General features: G+C 72.6%; 10 protein-coding genes. All 10 read right to left on the bottom strand.

The genetic code is table 11. From position 1 onward, the window contains the following. Positions 1-118: 118 nt before the first annotated feature. Positions 119-1744, bottom strand: coding sequence for an alpha/beta hydrolase (locus ACLF5H_RS28045; RefSeq protein WP_421678786.1), 1626 nt, complete (start codon positions 1742-1744; stop codon positions 119-121). 157 nt (positions 1745-1901) lie between these two features. Further along, entirely contained in the window at positions 1902-3107 is a 1206-nt protein-coding gene (locus ACLF5H_RS28040) for a DNA polymerase III subunit delta' (protein WP_421678785.1), read from the bottom strand. 146 nt (positions 3108-3253) lie between these two features. Then, the gene (tmk, locus tag ACLF5H_RS28035; protein ID WP_421678784.1) at positions 3254-6568 is read right to left on the bottom strand and encodes a dTMP kinase; all 3315 of its coding nucleotides are present in this window, start codon (positions 6566-6568) and stop codon (positions 3254-3256) included. A 138-nt stretch (positions 6569-6706) separates the two neighbouring features. Then, positions 6707-9550, bottom strand: coding sequence for a type I DNA topoisomerase (gene topA / locus ACLF5H_RS28030; protein ID WP_421678783.1), 2844 nt, complete (start codon positions 9548-9550; stop codon positions 6707-6709). A 267-nt stretch (positions 9551-9817) separates the two neighbouring features. Continuing rightward, positions 9818-9982: a hypothetical protein gene (locus tag ACLF5H_RS28025; RefSeq protein WP_346077898.1), complete on the bottom strand. Its 165-nt coding sequence runs from the start codon at positions 9980-9982 to the stop codon at positions 9818-9820. Positions 9983-11106: 1124 nt separating this feature from the next. Continuing rightward, positions 11107-12627 carry a DUF7059 domain-containing protein gene (locus ACLF5H_RS28020; protein WP_421678782.1) on the bottom strand — a complete coding sequence of 507 codons (1521 nt, stop codon included), beginning with the start codon at positions 12625-12627 and terminating at the stop codon, positions 11107-11109. A 107-nt stretch (positions 12628-12734) separates the two neighbouring features. After that, positions 12735-13367 carry a small secreted protein gene (locus ACLF5H_RS28015; protein ID WP_421678781.1) on the bottom strand — a complete coding sequence of 211 codons (633 nt, stop codon included), beginning with the start codon at positions 13365-13367 and terminating at the stop codon, positions 12735-12737. A 192-nt stretch (positions 13368-13559) separates the two neighbouring features. Further along, the gene (locus ACLF5H_RS28010; protein ID WP_421678780.1) at positions 13560-15968 is read right to left on the bottom strand and encodes a sodium-translocating pyrophosphatase; all 2409 of its coding nucleotides are present in this window, start codon (positions 15966-15968) and stop codon (positions 13560-13562) included. A 320-nt stretch (positions 15969-16288) separates the two neighbouring features. Continuing rightward, positions 16289-16726, bottom strand: a complete 438-nt coding sequence (locus ACLF5H_RS28005; RefSeq protein WP_421678779.1) for an ATP-binding protein — start codon at positions 16724-16726, stop codon at positions 16289-16291. Positions 16727-16928: 202 nt separating this feature from the next. Then, positions 16929-17270 carry an anti-sigma factor antagonist BldG gene (gene bldG / locus ACLF5H_RS28000; protein ID WP_010986038.1) on the bottom strand — a complete coding sequence of 114 codons (342 nt, stop codon included), beginning with the start codon at positions 17268-17270 and terminating at the stop codon, positions 16929-16931. Positions 17271-17299 lie beyond the last annotated feature (29 nt).

Raw genomic sequence — 17299 nt, 5'->3', positions numbered from 1 at the left:
CCGCCCGCGGACCGGATCGGCCGGCATCAGCGGCTCGATCCGGTCCCACATCGCATCAGTGATCACTAATCGGACAGACACATCCGATCAACTGACCAACCCATCAAAGAGACACGCTCTAGGAGCAGCGTTTGGCCCGGGAGGGCGGGGTGCCGTGGAGGAGGTAGGTGTCGATGGCGGAGTCGACGCAGGTGCTGCCGCGGAGGAAGGCGGTGTGGCCGTCGCCTGCGTAGGTCAGGAGGTGGCCGGAGGAGAGCTGGCCGGCCAGGGACTGGGCCCAGCGGTAGGGGGTGGCCGGATCCCGGGTGGTGCCGACGACCACGATCGGCGCCGCGCCCTTCGCCGTGATGCGGTGCGGCTCGCCCGTGGCCCGCACCGGCCAGTACGCGCAGTTCAGCGACTGCCAGGCCAGGCCCTCGCCGAAGACCGGTGACGCCTTCTCGAACGCGGACTGCGCCTGCCGCAGCTGATCGGGGCCGGTGAAGGCGGGCGGCAGGTCCAGGCAGTTCACGGCGTTGTTGGCCATCATCAGGTTGCTGTAGTGGCCCTTGGCGTCGCGCTCGTAGTAGCTGTCGGAGAGGGCGAGCAGCGCCGCGCCGTCACCCTTCATCGCCGAGGTCAGCGCCGCGCGCAGCTGGGCCCAGGCGCCCTCGTCGTACATCGCCGCGATCACGCCGGTGGTGGCCAGCGCCTCGCCCAGCTTGCGGCCGTCGCCGTCGCCGGTCGCCACCGGGTGGCCGTCCAGCTTGCGGAAGAAGGCCCTGAGGTGGTCGGCGGCCCGCGTCGGCGTCGTACCCCTGCTCCCGAGCGGGCAGTCGGTGCGGCGCAGGCAGTCCTGGGTGAACGCCTGGAACGCCGTCTCGAAGCCCTGGGCCTGCTCCAGGTTCACCGTGCGGGAGTCCAGCGAGGGGTCCAGCGCGCCGTCCAGGACCATCCGGCCCACCCGGCTCGGGAAGAGACCGGCGTAGGTCGCGCCGAGGAACGTGCCGTACGACGCCCCGACGTAGTTCAGCTTCGCGTCGCCCAGCGCCGCGCGCAGGATGTCCGTGTCCCGGGCCACCTCGACCGTGGAGACATGCCGCAGCAGCCGCGCCGAGTGCTCCCCGCAGGCACGGGCGAACTTCTCGTCCGCCGCGACCGCCGCGTTCTGCTCCGCCCGGTCGTCGGGGGTCACATCGGTCTGTGTGTACGTGTCCATCCCGCGGTCGTCGAGGCACTGGACGGGCTCGCTGCGGGCGACGCCGCGCGGGTCCATCGCCACCATGTCGTAGCGGGCGCGGACCTCGGCGGGGTAGCCCAGAGCGGCGTACTGCTGGAGGTAGCCGACCGCCGAGCCGCCGGGGCCGCCCGGGTTGACCAGCAGGGAACCGAGCGGCTTGCCCTTGCCGGTGGCGGCCTTGCGGGTCACCGCGAGCCGTACGTCGCCCGCGCCCGGCCGGTCGTAGTCCAGCGGCGCCTTCATCGTGGCGCACTGGAAGCCGGGGGCGCCGCAGTCGCGCCAGGTCAGCCGCTGTGTGTAGTACGGCGCCAGCGCGGCCGGAAGCGCGCGCGGCAGCGGGGCCAGGACGGGGACGCTCGCCGCGTCGGTCCCTGCCGACGCCGCCGAGGACGGCTTGATCGAGCTGCTGCCAGGGGAGCACGCGGACACGAGGAGCGCCGCGGTCATCAGGGCGACGGCCGTGAACCGGGCGCGGGCCGCGGGGCGCCCGTCACGCGGCCGGGAGGGGAAGGACCTGGTCTGCATCAGGCGAGGGTAACGCTGGGCGATGCGACGGATGCGAGGAGTCGGGATTGTCGCCCCGTACGGGGGACGGAGCGGGGCGGGGGGGATCAGGTGGGGCAGGGCGGGGGGATCAGGTGGGGCAACGTCAGCCCGCCCGCCCGCAACGCCATCGCCATCGTCAGCCCGCCCGCAACGCCATCGTCATCGCCTCCACCGCAAGCAGCGGAGCCACATTGCGGTCCAGGGCCTCGCGGCACGCGGCGATCGCCTCGATGCGGCGCAGGGTGGACTCCGGGGAACCGGCGCGGGCCAGCCGGTCCAGGGCGTCCTCCGCGTCGGTGTTGGCGAGTGCCACCCGGGAGCCGAGCTGGAGGGCGAGGACGTCGCGGTAGAAGGTGGTGAGGTCGCCGAGGGCCACGTCCAGGCTGTCGCGCTGGGTGCGGGTCCGGCGGCGTTTCTGCATGTCCTCCAGGTCCTTCATCACGCCCGCCGTGCCCCGCGGCAGCCGGCCGCCCTGGGCCGCGCCGAGCGCCGCCTTCATCTCCTCGGCCTCCTTGCCGTCCATCTCCTCGGCGAGCTGCTTGGCGTCCTCGGCGGCCGCGTCGACCAGTTCCTGGGCGGCCCGCAGGCAGGCGCCGACCTCGTCCAGGCGCAGCGGGAGCTTCAGGACGGCGGCGCGGCGCTCGCGGGCGGCCGGGTCGGTGGCCAGGCGCCGGGCGCGGTCCACGTGCCCCTGGGTGGCGCGGGCGGCGTCGGCGGCGGCCCGGGGGTCCACGCCGTCGCGTCGTACGAGCATGTCGGCGACCGCGTCCACGGACGGGGTGCGCAGGTTCAGGTGGCGGCAGCGGGAGCGGATGGTCGGCAGGACGTCCTCGATGGAGGGGGCGCACAGCAGCCAGACCGTGCGGGGGGCGGGCTCCTCGACGGCCTTGAGCACGGCGTTCGCCGACTTCTCGTTCAGCCGCTCGGCGTCCTCGACCAGGATGATCTGCCAGCGGCCGTTCGCCGGCGCGGTGAACGACTTGCGGACCGTGTCCCGCATGTCCTTCACCAGGATCTCCGCGCCGACGGCGGCGACCGCGGTGACGTCCGCGTGGGTGCCGAGCAGCGCGGTGTGGCAGCCGTCGCAGAAGCCGCAGCCGGGGGCGCCGCCGAGGGCCCGGTCGGGGCTCACGCACTGGAGGGCCGCGGCGAAGGCCCGCGCCGCCTGGTCGCGGCCCGCGCCGGGCGGCCCGGTGAACAGCCACGCGTGCGTCATCCGGGACGTCTCCGGCAGCGGCTCGTCCGCCGCGGCGGCGGTGACCAGGGCGTCGGCGTCCCGAGCGGCGGCGCCCAGCACCGCGCTCACCTTCTCCTGCCCGACGAGGTCGTCCCACACGCTCATGGGTCACGCCGCCCTTCCGTCACACTCCGCGTTCCGACCTCCATTGTGCGGGTGGGGTCTGACAACCAGGACCACGCCGGAAACGCGGACGGCGCCCGCCCCCTGCCGCAGCAGGACGCGAGCGCCGTCCTCGAAGGAGTCCGGGATCAGCCCCGGCGACCCCTGCGGGGCCCGTCCTCGTCGTCGTACGAGCCCAGCAACTCGTCCGCCAGGGACGGCAGATCGTCCAGCGGGGTCTCCTCGGCCCAGTCGGGGCGCGGGCGGCGACGGGCGGTGCCCCCGGTGCCGGGTTGGGGCATCTCGCGGGTGCGGTCCTCGGAGCCGTCCGGGCCCGCGGTCCGCTCGTCGCGGAAGAAGCCGCGCGGCATCCGGTCCGCCGGGGCGTCCTCGCGCACGGGCGGCAGCACGGCCGTCTCGTCCGCGCTCACCTGCGGCAGTACGGCGGTCTCGTCGGCGGCGCTCGCGGGGACCTGCGGCAGCACGGCCGTCTCATCCGCGGCGCTCACGGGCACCTGCGGCAGCACCGCCGTCTCGTCCGCGGCGCCGGGAGCGGCCGGCGGCTGGGGCAGCTCGGCGGTCGTCTCGGCCTCGGAGGAGGAGTGACGGGCGTTCCGGGCATCCCGGCCGAAGGGCCGCTCGTCCTCGTCCGGCGAGACGACCGGCGTGGGCACCGTCTCGTCCGTGCCGGGGCCGGGCGACACCACCGGGGTGGCGACCGTGACCGCGTCCGAGGTCACGCCGGGGGCCTTCGGCTGGGGGCTGCCGGGCCTGCGGGCGGCCACATCGGCGGCCGCCGCGGCCTCGGCGGCCTGGCGGCGGGCCTCCTCGGCACGGAGCAGGGCGCTCTCCGCCTTGCGCTGCGCCTCCAGGCGCCGGGCCGCCTCCTCGGCACGCTCCTTGGCCTCGCGGGCCTCCTCCTCGGCGCGGATCCGGGCCTGGCGGGCCTCCTCCTCCGCGCGCAGCCGGGCCTCTTCCTCGGCCTGCTGGCGGCGGCGCTCCTCCTCCGCCTTGCGGCGCGCCTCCTCCTCGGCGCGGGCCTTCTCCTCGGCGAGCAGCCGCAGCCGCTCCTCCTCGGCGCGCCGGGCCGCCTCGGCCGCCCGCTGCCGGGCCTCCTCGGCCTGCCGCTCGGCCTCGCGGCGCTGCGCCTCCTCCAGCTCGCGGCGCTTGCGCTCCTCCTCCTCGGCCCGCAGCCGGGCCAGCTCCTCCTGGCGCTCCCGCTCCAGGCGCTCCTCCTCGGCCTTGCGCGCGGCCTCTTCCTCGGCCTTGCGGCGGGCCTCCTCCTCGGCCTTCCTGCGCGCCTCCTCCTGGGCCTCGATCTCGGCCTGGGACAGCGGCAGCACGGTGTCGAGGCGGTGCCGGATCACGGTGGTGACGGCCTCGGGCTCCTGCCCGGCGTCGACCACCAGATAGCGGCCGGGGTCGGAGGCAGCCAGGGTGAGGAAACCGGAGCGCACGCGCGCGTGGAACTCCGCGGGCTCCGACTCCAGCCGGTCCGGCGCCTCGGTGAACCGCTCCCGGGCGGCCTCCGGGGCGACGTCCAGCAGCACGGTCAGGTGCGGCACCAGGCCGTCGGTCGCCCAGCGGTTGATGCGGGCGATCTCGGTCGGGGACAGATCGCGGCCCGCGCCCTGGTAGGCGACGGAGGAGTCGATGTAGCGGTCGGAGATCACCACCGCGCCGCGCTCCAGGGCGGGGCGTACGACGGTGTCGACGTGCTCGGCGCGGTCGGCGGCGTACAGCAGCGCCTCCGCGCGGTGGGACAGGCCGGCCGAGGAGACGTCCAGCAGGATCGAGCGCAGCCGCTTGCCCACCGGGGTGGCCCCCGGCTCGCGGGTGAGCACGACCTCGTGGCCCTTGCCGCGGATCCACTCGGCGAGGGCCTCGGCCTGGGTGGACTTGCCGGCGCCGTCGCCGCCCTCCAGGGCGATGAAGAAGCCGTTCACGGCCTGCGCCTCGACCGGGTCGTCGCCGCCGAGCAGCGCGTCCTTGAGGTCCTGGCGCAGCGGGATGCCGGACCGGTCGTCCACCTTGGCGAGCACCAGCGCGGCCACCGGCAGCAGCAGCGCGCCGACCAGCATCAGGGTGAACGAGGCGCCGCCGTGCGCGAACACGAAGCGGCCGTTCTCCAGCCGGTGGCGGCCGATCAGCCCGGCGACCACCGGGGCGATCACCGCGCCCAGCGCTATGAAGACGCGGACGACGGCCTGGAGGTGCTCGGTGACGCGCGCCCGGCGGTAGTCCTCGGTCTCCTGGTCGAGCAGGGCGTGCCCGGTGTTGGCGGCGACGCCCGCGCCCAGGCCCGCCAGGGTGACGATCAGCAGCACCGTGGTGACGTCCGGGACCAGACCGGCGGCCAGCAGCGCGATGCCGGTGAAGGCGATCGCCAGGGCCAGCAGCCGGCGGCGGGACAGCGAGGGCAGCACCGCGGGGGCCGTACGGATGCCGGCGGCGACGCCACCGGTCAGGCCGAGCACCAGCAGGCCGAACAGGACCGGGCCGCCGCCCAGGTCGGTCGCGTGCAGCACGCACACGGAGACGGCGGCGGCGATGACACCGGCCACGGCGGCGCAGGCGAGGACGAGCAGCGGGATCGCGCCCGTGCGCCCCTTGTCGACACCGGCGCCGGTGCGCGGGCGGCGCAGGCCCTCCAGCGGGGACCGGGGGCGCGGGGTGCGCGTGCCGGGCAGCTCCAGGAAGGTCAGCAGGGAGAGGGAGGCGGCGAACAGGCCCGCCGCCACATACGACGCGAGGGCCGCGTGGTGCTGGTCGAACCAGGGCAGGCCGGTGCCCAGCAGGTTGTTCAGCAGGGCGGCGACGACCAGGGCGGCGGCGGCCAGCGGTACGGCGAGGAAGGCGGTGCGCAGCGCGAGGCGGCGCAGGGCGTCCATGTGGTCGGGCAGCGGCCGGACGGTCGCGCCCTCCGGCGGCGGGGCGGGCAGCAGGGCCGGGGCCGCGCCCTCGCGGCACACCGTCCACAGCCGCTCGGCGACGCCGGTGACGAAGGCGGTGACCAGCAGCACGGCCGGTGCGTCCGCCGGGGTCCAGTCGATCCACAGGGGGGCCACGATCAGCAGCGCGGCGCGCAGGCCGTCGGCGCCGACCATGGTCCAGCGGCGGTCGAGCGGGCCCTCCTGGGCGGTGAGCGCCGTCAGCGGGCCGAGCAGGACCGCGCCGAAGAGCAGCGCGGCGAGGCCGCGGGCCGCGAAGACCGTCGCGACCGCGAACGCCACGCCTCGGTAGCCGCCGCCGAACGATCCCTGGACGATCGCCGCCTGGAGGACGAGGACGACCAGGACGAGGAGGGCGAGGGTGTCGCCGACACCGCTCACCAGCTGCGCGCTCCACAGGCGCCGCAATTGCGGTCGGCGCAACAGGGAACGCACGGCGCGTTCGCGGGAGTCCGCGACCAGGGCGTCGTCCGGTGCTGGAGTGTGGGCCGTTGGCTGCTCGGCTCGCGTCATGCGTTCAGCCTATCCGCAGCCACCGACACCACACCCCGCACTCCTGGCATGCGCACGCCCCGACACCAAAGTGATGCCGGGGCGTGCGCGGGGCGAAACGAGACGCCCGGGGTCTCGGCCCTGTGAGCCGAGCCGGGCTCAGTCCTCCGAACCGGAAGCCGTCGACTTGGTCGCCGTCGCCTTCTTGGCGGCGCTCGTGGTCGCCTTCTTCGCCGTCGTCTTCTTCGCGGCGCTCGCCGTCGTCTTCTTGGCCGCCGTCTTCTTGGCGGCGGTCTTCTTCGCCGGGGCGGCCTTCTTCGCGGGCGCCTTCTTGGCGGTCTTCTTGGCCGGGGCCTTCGCGCGCTTCTCGGCAAGGAGTTCGAAGCCGCGCTCCGGAGTGATCTCCTCGACGCTGTCGCCGGAGCGCAGGGTCGCGTTGGTCTCGCCGTCGGTGACGTACGGCCCGAAGCGGCCGTCCTTGACCACGACCGGCTTCTTGGAGACCGGGTCCTCGCCCAGCTCCTTCAGCGGCGGCTTGGCGGCGGCCCGCCCGCGCTGCTTCGGCTGGGCGTAGATCGCCAGGGCCTCTTCCAGCGTGATGGTGAAGAGCTGGTCCTCGGACTGGAGCGAGCGCGAGTCCGTGCCCTTCTTCAGATACGGACCGTAGCGGCCGTTCTGGGCGGTGATCTCCTGGCCCTCGGCGTCCGCGCCGACGACACGCGGCAGGGACATCAGCTTCAGCGCCTCGTCCAGCGTCACCGTGTCCAGCGTCATGGACTTGAAGAGGGAGGCGGTGCGCGGCTTGACCGCGTTCTTGCCGGTCTTCGGAGTGCCCTCGGGGAGGATCTCGGTGACGTACGGGCCGTAGCGGCCCTTCTTGGCGACGATCTGGTGGCCGGTGGCCGGGTCGGCGCCCAGCTCGACATCGCCGCTGGGCTCGGCCAGCAGCTTCTCGGCCAGCTCGACGGTCAGCTCGTCCGGCGCCAGGTCGTCGGGGATGTCGGCGCGCTGGTGCTGCTCGGAGTCCTTCTCGCCGCGCTCGATGTACGGCCCGTAGCGGCCGACCCGCAGCACGATGCCGTTGGCCACCGGGAACGAGGACACCTCGCGGGCGTCGATCGCGCCCAGGTCGGTGACGAGTTCCTTGAGGCCGCCGAGGTGGTCCCCGTCGCCGTTGCCCGCGTCGGCGGCGGCGCCGCTGATGGTGCCCTCGCCGAAGTAGAAGCGCTTCAGCCACGGCACGGCCTGGGCCTCGCCGCGGGCGATGCGGTCGAGGTCGTCCTCCATCTTGGCGGTGAAGTCGTAGTCGACCAGGCGGCCGAAGTGCTTCTCCAGAAGGTTTACGACGGCGAAGGACAGGAAGGACGGCACGAGCGCCGTGCCCTTCTTGAAGACATAGCCGCGATCGAGGATCGTGCCGATGATCGACGCATAGGTCGACGGGCGGCCGATCTCTCGCTCTTCCAGCTCCTTGACCAGGGATGCCTCGGTGTAGCGGGCCGGGGGCTTGGTGGCGTGGCCGTCGACCGTGATCTCCTCGGCGGACAGCGCGTCGCCCTCGGCGACCTGCGGCAGCCGGCGCTCGCGGTCGTCCAGCTCGGCGTTCGGGTCGTCGGCGCCCTCGACGTACGCCTTGAGGAAGCCGTGGAAGGTGATCGTCTTGCCGGAGGCGCTGAACTCCACGTCCCGGCCGTCGGCGGCGGTGCCACCGATCTTCACGGTCACGCTGTTGCCGGTCGCGTCCTTCATCTGGGAGGCGACGGTCCGCTTCCAGATCAGCTCGTACAGCTTGAACTGGTCGCCGGTCAGACCGGTCTCCGCGGGGGTGCGGAAACGATCACCCGAGGGGCGGATCGCCTCGTGCGCCTCCTGCGCGTTCTTCACCTTCACCGCGTACGTACGCGGCTGCGGGGGCAGGTAGTCGGCGCCGTACAGCTGCGTGACCTGGGCGCGGGCGGCCGCGATGGCGGTCTCGCTCAGCGTCGTGGAGTCCGTACGCATGTACGTGATGTAGCCGTTCTCGTACAGCTTCTGGGCGATCTGCATCGTCGCCTTGGCGCCGTAGCCGAGCTTGCGGCTGGCCTCCTGCTGGAGCGTGGTCGTACGGAACGGCGCGTACGGCGAGCGGCGGTACGGCTTCGACTCCACCGAGCGCACGGCGAAGCGGGTGTTCTCCAGGGCGGCGGCCAGCGCGCGGGCGGTCGCCTCGTCCAGGTGGAGGGTGTTCGCGGTCTTCAGCTGCCCCACGGAGTCGAAGTCGCGGCCCTGCGCGACACGCCGTCCGTCGACGGTCGCCAGGCGCGCGACCAGCGACGACGGGTCGGAGGAGTCGCCCGTGCGGCCGGTGGAGAAGGTGCCGGTGAGGTCCCAGTACTCGGCGGAGCGGAAGGCGATGCGCTCGCGTTCCCGCTCGACCACGAGCCGGGTGGCGACGGACTGGACACGGCCGGCCGACAGCCGGGGCATGACCTTCTTCCACAGGACCGGCGAGACCTCGTAGCCGTAGAGGCGGTCGAGGATGCGGCGGGTCTCCTGGGCGTCGACCAGCTTCTGGTTGAGCTGGCGCGGGTTGGCGACGGCCTCGCGGATCGCGTCCTTGGTGATCTCGTGGAAGACCATCCGCTTGACGGGGATCTTCGGCTTGAGGACCTCCTGGAGGTGCCAGGCGATGGCCTCGCCCTCGCGGTCCTCATCGGTGGCCAGGAAGAGTTCGTCGGAGTCCTTCAGCAGGTCCTTGAGCTTCTTGACCTGCGCCTTCTTGTCCGCGTTGACCACGTAGACCGGCTGGAAGTCGTGCTCGACGTCCACGCCGAGGCGGCGCACCTCACCGGTGTACTTCTCGGGCACCTCGGCGGCGCCGTTGGGGAGGTCACGGATGTGCCCGACGCTCGCTTCGACTACGTAGCCGGGGCCGAGGTAGCCCTTGATCGTCTTCGCCTTGGCAGGCGACTCGACGATGACGAGTCGGCGGCCGCCCTGTGCGGTCTCGCTGGTCGGGGACAACTTCGCTCTTCTCTCCGGTCGACGCTGTGGCTTCCCCGGGCCTTGCTCCCGGGGTCGCGGCGTACTGCTGGCACGTGTGGCGCTGCGGAGTGTGACGGTACATCCCGCCCCCGTGTCAAACGGGAAAAGCCCACAACGGCCACTCGAACGGTAACCCGACTACCGGCATTCCTGCCGCCCGGAGTGCCGGGTACCCGTCCGGGTCTGTCCGGAGCGTGACACTCCTCTTACTCTCGCGACGCACCGGGGAGCGGGCGGCCGCCGACGTCAGAGGCGCGTGAGGCAGTAGCCGCCGAGGGCCAGCGCGAGGGTTCCGGCCACGCTCGCGAGGGTGGCCGATGCGACCCGGTTCACACCGAGGGCCACCGCCTCACCGCGCCGCAGCCGCACCCCGGTCCACACCAGCAGAGCCCCTCCGAACAGGACAAACACCAATCCGACGAAAGCCGCCGGCCCCCGCTCCATCCGTCACCCACCCCTTCCGACTCCACCCAGCGCGTGGACCCTGACACGCGGGGGCGACGACCGGGCGACATCGGGGTGAACGGGGGGCCGCCGGAACGACGCCCGAGGGGGCGGGAAGCGCGAGTGCGGCTTCCCCGCCCCGGGCCAGATATTTTTCCGGCCGTTTTGCAATCGGCGGGGCGGCCGGGAGCGCCGGGGGCATGGGCCGGGGGCCGAGGGAGGACGTCTCGGGCCGGGCCCTCGCATGACGGGATCCGCCTCCGCGAGCGTCCGAGCCGGGGCGGCGCACGCCCGCGTACGGCGGCCTGCCGACGAGGAGGACGAGCACCTTTGGGCGTCGGCCGGCCCAGAAGCGGGCGCGGACCGGGTACGACGAGTCCGCCCATGGCCGGGAGGGGCCTCCGGGCGCGCCCAAGCCGACGGCGCGCGCCTCCCGCGTACGACGGCGCACCCTAGGAGAGGATCCACCTTCGCGGCCGACCACCGGGACACGGCGGGGGCAGCGCGCGGCAAGAAGGCGGCGGGGGCGTCGGCGGTCCGTCGGTGGCGCCGGTGCCGGGACAGATGGGCCTGCCGTGCTCCGGGGGCGCGCAGACCACCGGCGGTCGGCGCGGACGATGCCGTGCCGGGCGGGCCCGAGCCACGAGCCCCGGCCGCCACCGAGCCGCGCCGGACCTCAGCGGGCGCGCCCATGCCGAGTCCAGACCCACTGAACGGGCCACGCGACCAACCCGAACCACGCCGGACCCAGACAGGCACGCCGACACAGAGCCCAGAGCCGCCGCCGGTCACGAGCCCGCCGAGCCCGGTCGGGGGCGCCTGTTCGGGGTGCAGGCGTGCGGCCGGGTCGGTCCGATCCCTGCCGGGCCGCCCATGTGGGCACGTCCGGGGTCCGCCGCCATCGGCACCTTGTGCGCACGTCCCGGGCGGGCCCGTCCCGCCGTTTTCCGCGCCCACCGCGGACGACGTCCCTCGCGCGCCCCGGACGGCGCGGCGACCCGCGTGTCCGGGGCCGCCGCCGGTCACGAGGCGCGCCGACCCCACGAGGCCCCCGAACCAGGTGCTCGGCGGTCCCGCGCGGGGTCGACCCCTCAGACCACCGGCTCCAAGAACCCCTGTTCGACCAGGAGGCGGATCTGGGCCGGGGTCTGGTCGCGGAGGCGGACGGAGTCTTCGCCCATCAGCTGGGCGATGGCGTCCAGGATGCGGCCGGCGCTCAGGGTGCCGTCGCAGACGCCCGCGAAGCCCGCGCCGACCGTGTCCACCTTGGTCGCGCGGCGCATACCGCGGTGCTGGCGGAGCACGACGTGCTCGGGGTCCTCCGCGCCGGGCAGCCCGACCTGTTCCTGCACCACCTCGCCGACCAGCCTGAAGTGGTGGGCGAGCAGCGCCGCGTCGTCGTGCTCGCGGAGGTAGTCGAGGCGTTCGAAGTGCGCCCGGATGGTGTCCCCGAGGGGCTGCTCGACCGGGTGCGGCCACTCCTCCACCATGAGGGACGGCTCGGCCGCACCCGTCCTGCGCAGGGTGATCCAGCCGAAGCCGATCGCCTTGACCTTGCGCGCCTCGAACTCGTCGAGCCAGGCGTCGTACCGTGCCTGGTACTCCGCCGGGTCGCCCCGGTGGTCCCCGGCGTCCCGCAGCCACAACTCGGCGTACTGCGTGACGTCCTGCACCTCGCGCTGCACGATCCAGGCGTCGCACCCGCGCGGCACCCACGACCTGAGCCTGTCCTGCCAGTCCTCCCCCGCCACGTGCTGCCAGTTGGCGAGGAACTGCGCGAACCCGCCCTCGTTCAGCCGTTCCCCCGCCTGCTGGACGAGCGAGCGGCACAGATCGTCCCCGCCCATGCCGCCGTCGCGGTAGGTGAGCCGGGCGCCGGGGGAGATCACGAAGGGCGGGTTGGAGACGATCAGGTCGAACGTCTCGTCGTCGGTGACCGGTTCGAACAGCGAGCCCTCGCGCAGCTCGGCGGCGGGCGCGCCGGAGAGCGCCAGCGTGAGCGCCGTGATGTGCAGCGCGCGGGGGTTGAGGTCGGTCGCCGTCACGCGCGTGGCATGCCGGGAGGCGTGCAGCGCCTGGATGCCCGAGCCGGTGCCGAGGTCCAGGGCGGCGGCGACCGGCGCCCGCACGGTGATCCCGGCGAGCGTGGTGGACGCGCCCCCGACCCCCAGCACGACACCCTCGGCCCGCTGCCCGATACCGCCCGCGCCGCCGACCGCGCAGCCCAGGTCGGACACGATGAACCAGTCCTCGCCGCCGGGCCCGCCGTACGGCCGTACATCCACCGTGGCGGCCACCTCGTCGCCGCCCACCCGCACCAGCCACCCGGTCTCGACCGCCTCCTCGACGGGGAGCACGGCGGCCACCCGCGCGCGGGGCACGGGCTGCTGGAGCAGGAAGAGCCGTACGAGGGTCTCCAGCGGCGTGTCGCCACGGGTCGCCCGTAGCGCGGGCACGGTCTCGCTGCGGGCCAGCGCCGTGTACGCGGGCGCGCCGAGCAGTTCGAGCAGCCCGTCGGCGGTGAAGGAGGCGGCCAGCAGCGCGTCCCGCAGCCGCGCGGCGGCCTCGGGACGGTCGGCGGCGGGCAGGGGGGCGGGTCCGGAGTCAGTCACGGTCCCATTGTGTCCCGCGCGGGCCGAGGGGGACGGCGCACACAGCCGTCCCCCATCCACGTCGGACACCGGCCGACCCGCCGTGGACATCGCTCCTCGGTCGTGGATCAGCCCGCCGTGGACGCCGCGGAGGGCGAGGACGACGTCGAGGAGGCGACCTTCTTGCAGCTGGGCTGCTGGGCGATGGCGTCCTGGACCTCGCCCTGCTGGAGGGCCTTCAGCGACTGAGTGCCGCTCTGGTGCTTCTTCTCCAGCTCGGTCATCTGCGTGGCGACGTCGTGCAGCCCGGAGGCGAACTTCGCCTGGTCCTTGGTGTCCAGGCCGTCGACCTGCTTCTTAAGATCGGCGTAGGAGGTCGAGAGGCTGTTGAAGCTCTTCACGACGTCGCCGAGCCGCTTGGCGCCGCCGGAGACCCCGGGAGGCGCGCCCGCCTCGTTGACCGCGGTCGCGATCGCCTTGTAGCCGTCGGCCATGTCCTGGAAGGCCTTGGAGTCGGTCTTCTGGAGCGTCTCGGGCTTGGCCGTGTCGGCGGCCGTCGTGGAGATCGCCGCGTTCGCCGCCTTGATCTTCGCGTCCTGCGCGGGTACGGCGTCGCACACCGACTTGGCCCAGCTGACGAGCTTGGGGTCGGGCCCCTTGGGGGCGCTGTTGCCGCTGCATCCCGACAGCGCAGCCACCAGTACCGCACCGCCGGACAGTGCGGCCGCGAGCTTCTTGTTCACCGGATTGGTCCCTTCCATGGCTCTCGGGCCCCGGACCCTACACGGCGGACGCACACCCTCCGCACACCGATCGCTCCCTAAGTACCTTTTATTACTTTTTGCGCGAGAGAAGGCTCACGACGGGGCCGTACCCGCGCACACGAACGGGCGGGCGGCGCGTCCTTCGAACGCCCCGCCCGCCCGTCCTTTGCGCAGGACGTCTCCCGAAACCTACGAAACCACCGCCGCGTCGGCCGAGTTGGCGACCCGTTCGGGGCTCTCCTCCTCGTCGCCGACGGCGATGCCGCGCCGCTTGGAGATGTACACGGCCGTGCCGATCACCAGCAGCGCGAGGATCGCGACCCCGATCCGTACGCCGAGGTTCTTGTCCTGGCCGTAGGAGAACTTGATCACCGCGGGCGCGATGAGCAGCGAGACCAGGTTCATGACCTTCAGCAGCGGGTTGATCGCCGGCCCCGCGGTGTCCTTGAAGGGGTCGCCGACCGTGTCGCCGATCACCGTGGCCGCGTGGGCCTCGCTGCCCTTGCCGCCGTGGTGGCCGTCCTCCACCAGCTTCTTGGCGTTGTCCCAGGCGCCGCCGGAATTGGCGAGGAACACCGCCATCAGCGTGCCCGCGCCGATCGCACCGGCGAGGTAGGAGCCGAGCGAGCCGACGCCGAGCGTGAACCCGACGAAGATCGGCGCCATCACCGCGAGCAGTCCGGGCGTGGCCAGCTCCCGCAGGGCGTCCTTGGTGCAGATGTCGACGACCTTGCCGTACTCGGGCGTCTCCGTGAAGTCCATGATCCCCGGCTTCTCACGGAACTGCCGCCGCACCTCGAACACCACCGAGCCCGCCGACCGCGACACGGCGTTGATGGCCAGCCCGGAGAAGAGGAAGACGACCGCGGCGCCCGCGATGAGGCCGACCAGGTTGTTGGGCTGCGAGATGTCCAGGGACAGGCTCAGCGGCGCGCCGGGCCCGCTGAGCTTCTCCCCGACGTCCTGCACATTGGTGGTGATCGCGTCGCGGTACGACCCGAAGAGCGCCGACGCCGCGAGCACCGCGGTGGCGATCGCGATGCCCTTGGTGATCGCCTTGGTGGTGTTGCCGACCGCGTCCAGGTTGGTGAGCACCTGCGCGCCCGCGCCCTCGACGTCGCCGGACATCTCGGCGATGCCCTGGGCGTTGTCGGAGACCGGCCCGAAGGTGTCCATGGCGACGATCACCCCGACCGTGGTCAGCAGGCCGGTGCCGGCCAGCGCGACCGCGAACAGCGCGAGCATGATCGACGTACCGCCGAGCAGGAACGCGCCGTACACACTGAGCGCGATGAGCAGCGCGGTGTAGACGGCGGACTCCAGGCCGAGCGAGATGCCGGACAGGACGACGGTGGCGGGTCCGGTCAGGGAGGTCTTGCCGATGTCGCGGACCGGGCGCCGGTTGGTCTCGGTGAAGTAGCCGGTCAGCTGCTGGATGACGGCCGCGAGCAGGATGCCGATGGCCACCGCGACCAGGGCGAGGATCCGCGGATCGCCGTCCTTGGCCTTGATCGCCGCGTCCGTCACTCCGCTGAGGTCGGCGTAGCTGGAGGGCAGGTAGGCGAAGACGGCGACGGCGACCAGCGCGAGGGAGATCACCGCGGAGATGAAGAAGCCGCGGTTGATCGCGGTCATGCCGCTGCGGTCGGCGCGCCGGGGGACGACCGCGAAGATGCCGATCATCGCGGTGATCACCCCGATGGCCGGCACCAGCAGCGGGAAGGCGAGCCCGGAGTCGCCGAAGGCGACCTTGCCGAGGATCAGCGCGGCCACCAGGGTGACGGCGTACGACTCGAAGAGGTCGGCCGCCATGCCCGCGCAGTCGCCGACGTTGTCGCCCACGTTGTCGGCGATCGTGGCGGCGTTGCGCGGGTCGTCCTCCGGGATGCCCTGCTCGACCTTGCCGACCAGGTCGGCGCCGACGTCGGCGGCCTTGGTGAAGATGCCGCCGCCGACACGCATGAACATGGCGATCAGGGCGGCGCCGAGGCCGAAGCCCTCCAGGACCTTCGGCGCGTCGGCGGCGTAGACGAGCACCACGCAGGAGGCGCCCAGCAGGCCGAGGCCCACCGTGAACATGCCGACGACACCGCCCGTGCGAAATGCGATCTTCATCGCGGTGTGCGAGACGGTGGTGAGATCTTTTTCGGGTTCGCCCTCGCCCGGGGTCGCTTCCCGGGCCGCGGCGGCGACCCGCACATTGCTCCGTACCGCGAGCCACATGCCGATATAGCCGGTGGCGGCCGAGAACACCGCGCCGATCAGGAAGAACACCGAACGCCCGGCACGCTGATTCCAGTCGTCCGCGGGCAGCAGCAGAAGCAGGAAGAAGACGACGACGGCGAATACGCCGAGCGTGCGCAGCTGCCGGGCGAGATACGCCTTGGCGCCTTCCTGAACCGCTTCGGCGATCTTCTTCATGCTGTCGGTGCCCTCGCCCGCGGCGAGCACCTGGCGCACCAGGATCCCCGCGACCACCAGCGCGGCGAGGGCTACCGCCGCGATGACGGCCACGATGACCCTGTTGCCGTTGGTGAGCACCGCGGCCGCGAGGTATGTGGGGTGGTCCAACTCAGAGGGGTAAGAAAGCCCCGCCATTCGTCCTCCTTGACGCTTGGGCTGAGCTCAAGATGTGGACGGATTGTAGGTACCCCTGAGTGATGTCAAAAGAGCACGGTAAACAGAATTGGCCTGCACACACCGGTTGACGAACCCGAAAGAGGTAATGCCTCAAAAGCATTGACGGACGTCGCGGGTCCCATTGAACCTTGATCGAATGATACGGCTATTGATCGTGAATTCCTTCACGAATTCCAGGGGCGCCGAAGGGGCGGTCGGAAATGATCTGCCCAAAACACGATCAGGGCCCTGCCGAAGCAGGGCCCTGATCGTACGTTCGTGTTCTTCGGACGGCGATGTCAGCCGACGGTGACCGCCGGTGGGGCGGCGGGCCAGGTCATGCGGATCAGTCCGCCGTTCTCCCCGGTGGTGACCTCGACGTCGTCCACGAGGCCACTGATGACCGCGAGGCCCATCTCGTCCTCCTCGGCCTCCACGTCCGCGTCCGCCGCGGCGCCCCCGGAGACCCGCTCGGCGGGGACCGCGTGCGGGGCTTCGTCGCCGACCTCGATGGAGAACTGTTTCTCCTCCTCGATCAGCGCCACCTTCACCGGCGCGTCGATGCCGCCGATCTGGTGGAGCCCCACGGCACGGGAGCACGCCTCGCCCACGGCGAGCCGCACCTCGTCCAGGACGGCCTCGTCCACTCCGGCCCTGCGTGCCACCGCGGCCGCCACCAGCCGGGCGGTCCTGACATGCTCGGGCAGCGCGCTGAAGCGGAGTTCGACGGTGGCCATGCATCCCCCTCACGACTACGGGACTGCGGTCGGACGGGCTCGCCGGGCCCGCCCCTCATGAACTTCGTTACCCGGATCCGCCGGGGCACACCCGGCACCGCCCCCACGGGGTGCGAGACAGGGCACAACGGCCGGAATCAGGCACGACCCACCGACGACCCCACCGCGGGCAGCGGCCGGCGGCAGGGTCGGTCGGACAAGGTCAGTCGGTGGCCGCCACCGCTTCCTCGACCGAGGTGTGGATCGGGAACACCTTGGTGAGGCCGGTGATACGGAAGATCTTGAGAATGCGCTCCTGGTTGCAGACCAGGCGCAGCGAGCCCTCATGGGCACGCACCCGCTTCAGGCCGCCGACCAGCACGCCGAGTCCGGTGGAGTCGAGGAAGTCCACGCCCTCCATGTCGACGACAAGATGGAAATTGCCGTCGTTCACCAGCTCGACCAGCTGCTCGCGCAGCTTTGGCGCGGTGTATACATCGATTTCGCCACCGACCTCGACGACCGTACGATCGCCGACGGTACGGGTCGACAGGGACAGGTCCACGGATCCTCCAGCACCTTGCTATCGAGCGG

It is taken from the genome of Streptomyces sp. LaBMicrA B280 (genome assembly GCF_049222185.1).
GTDB classification, from domain to species: Bacteria; Actinomycetota; Actinomycetes; order Streptomycetales; family Streptomycetaceae; genus Streptomyces; species Streptomyces murinus.
Note: the sequence above shows the minus strand (reverse complement) of the source record. Positions and strands in the feature narration are given on the sequence as shown.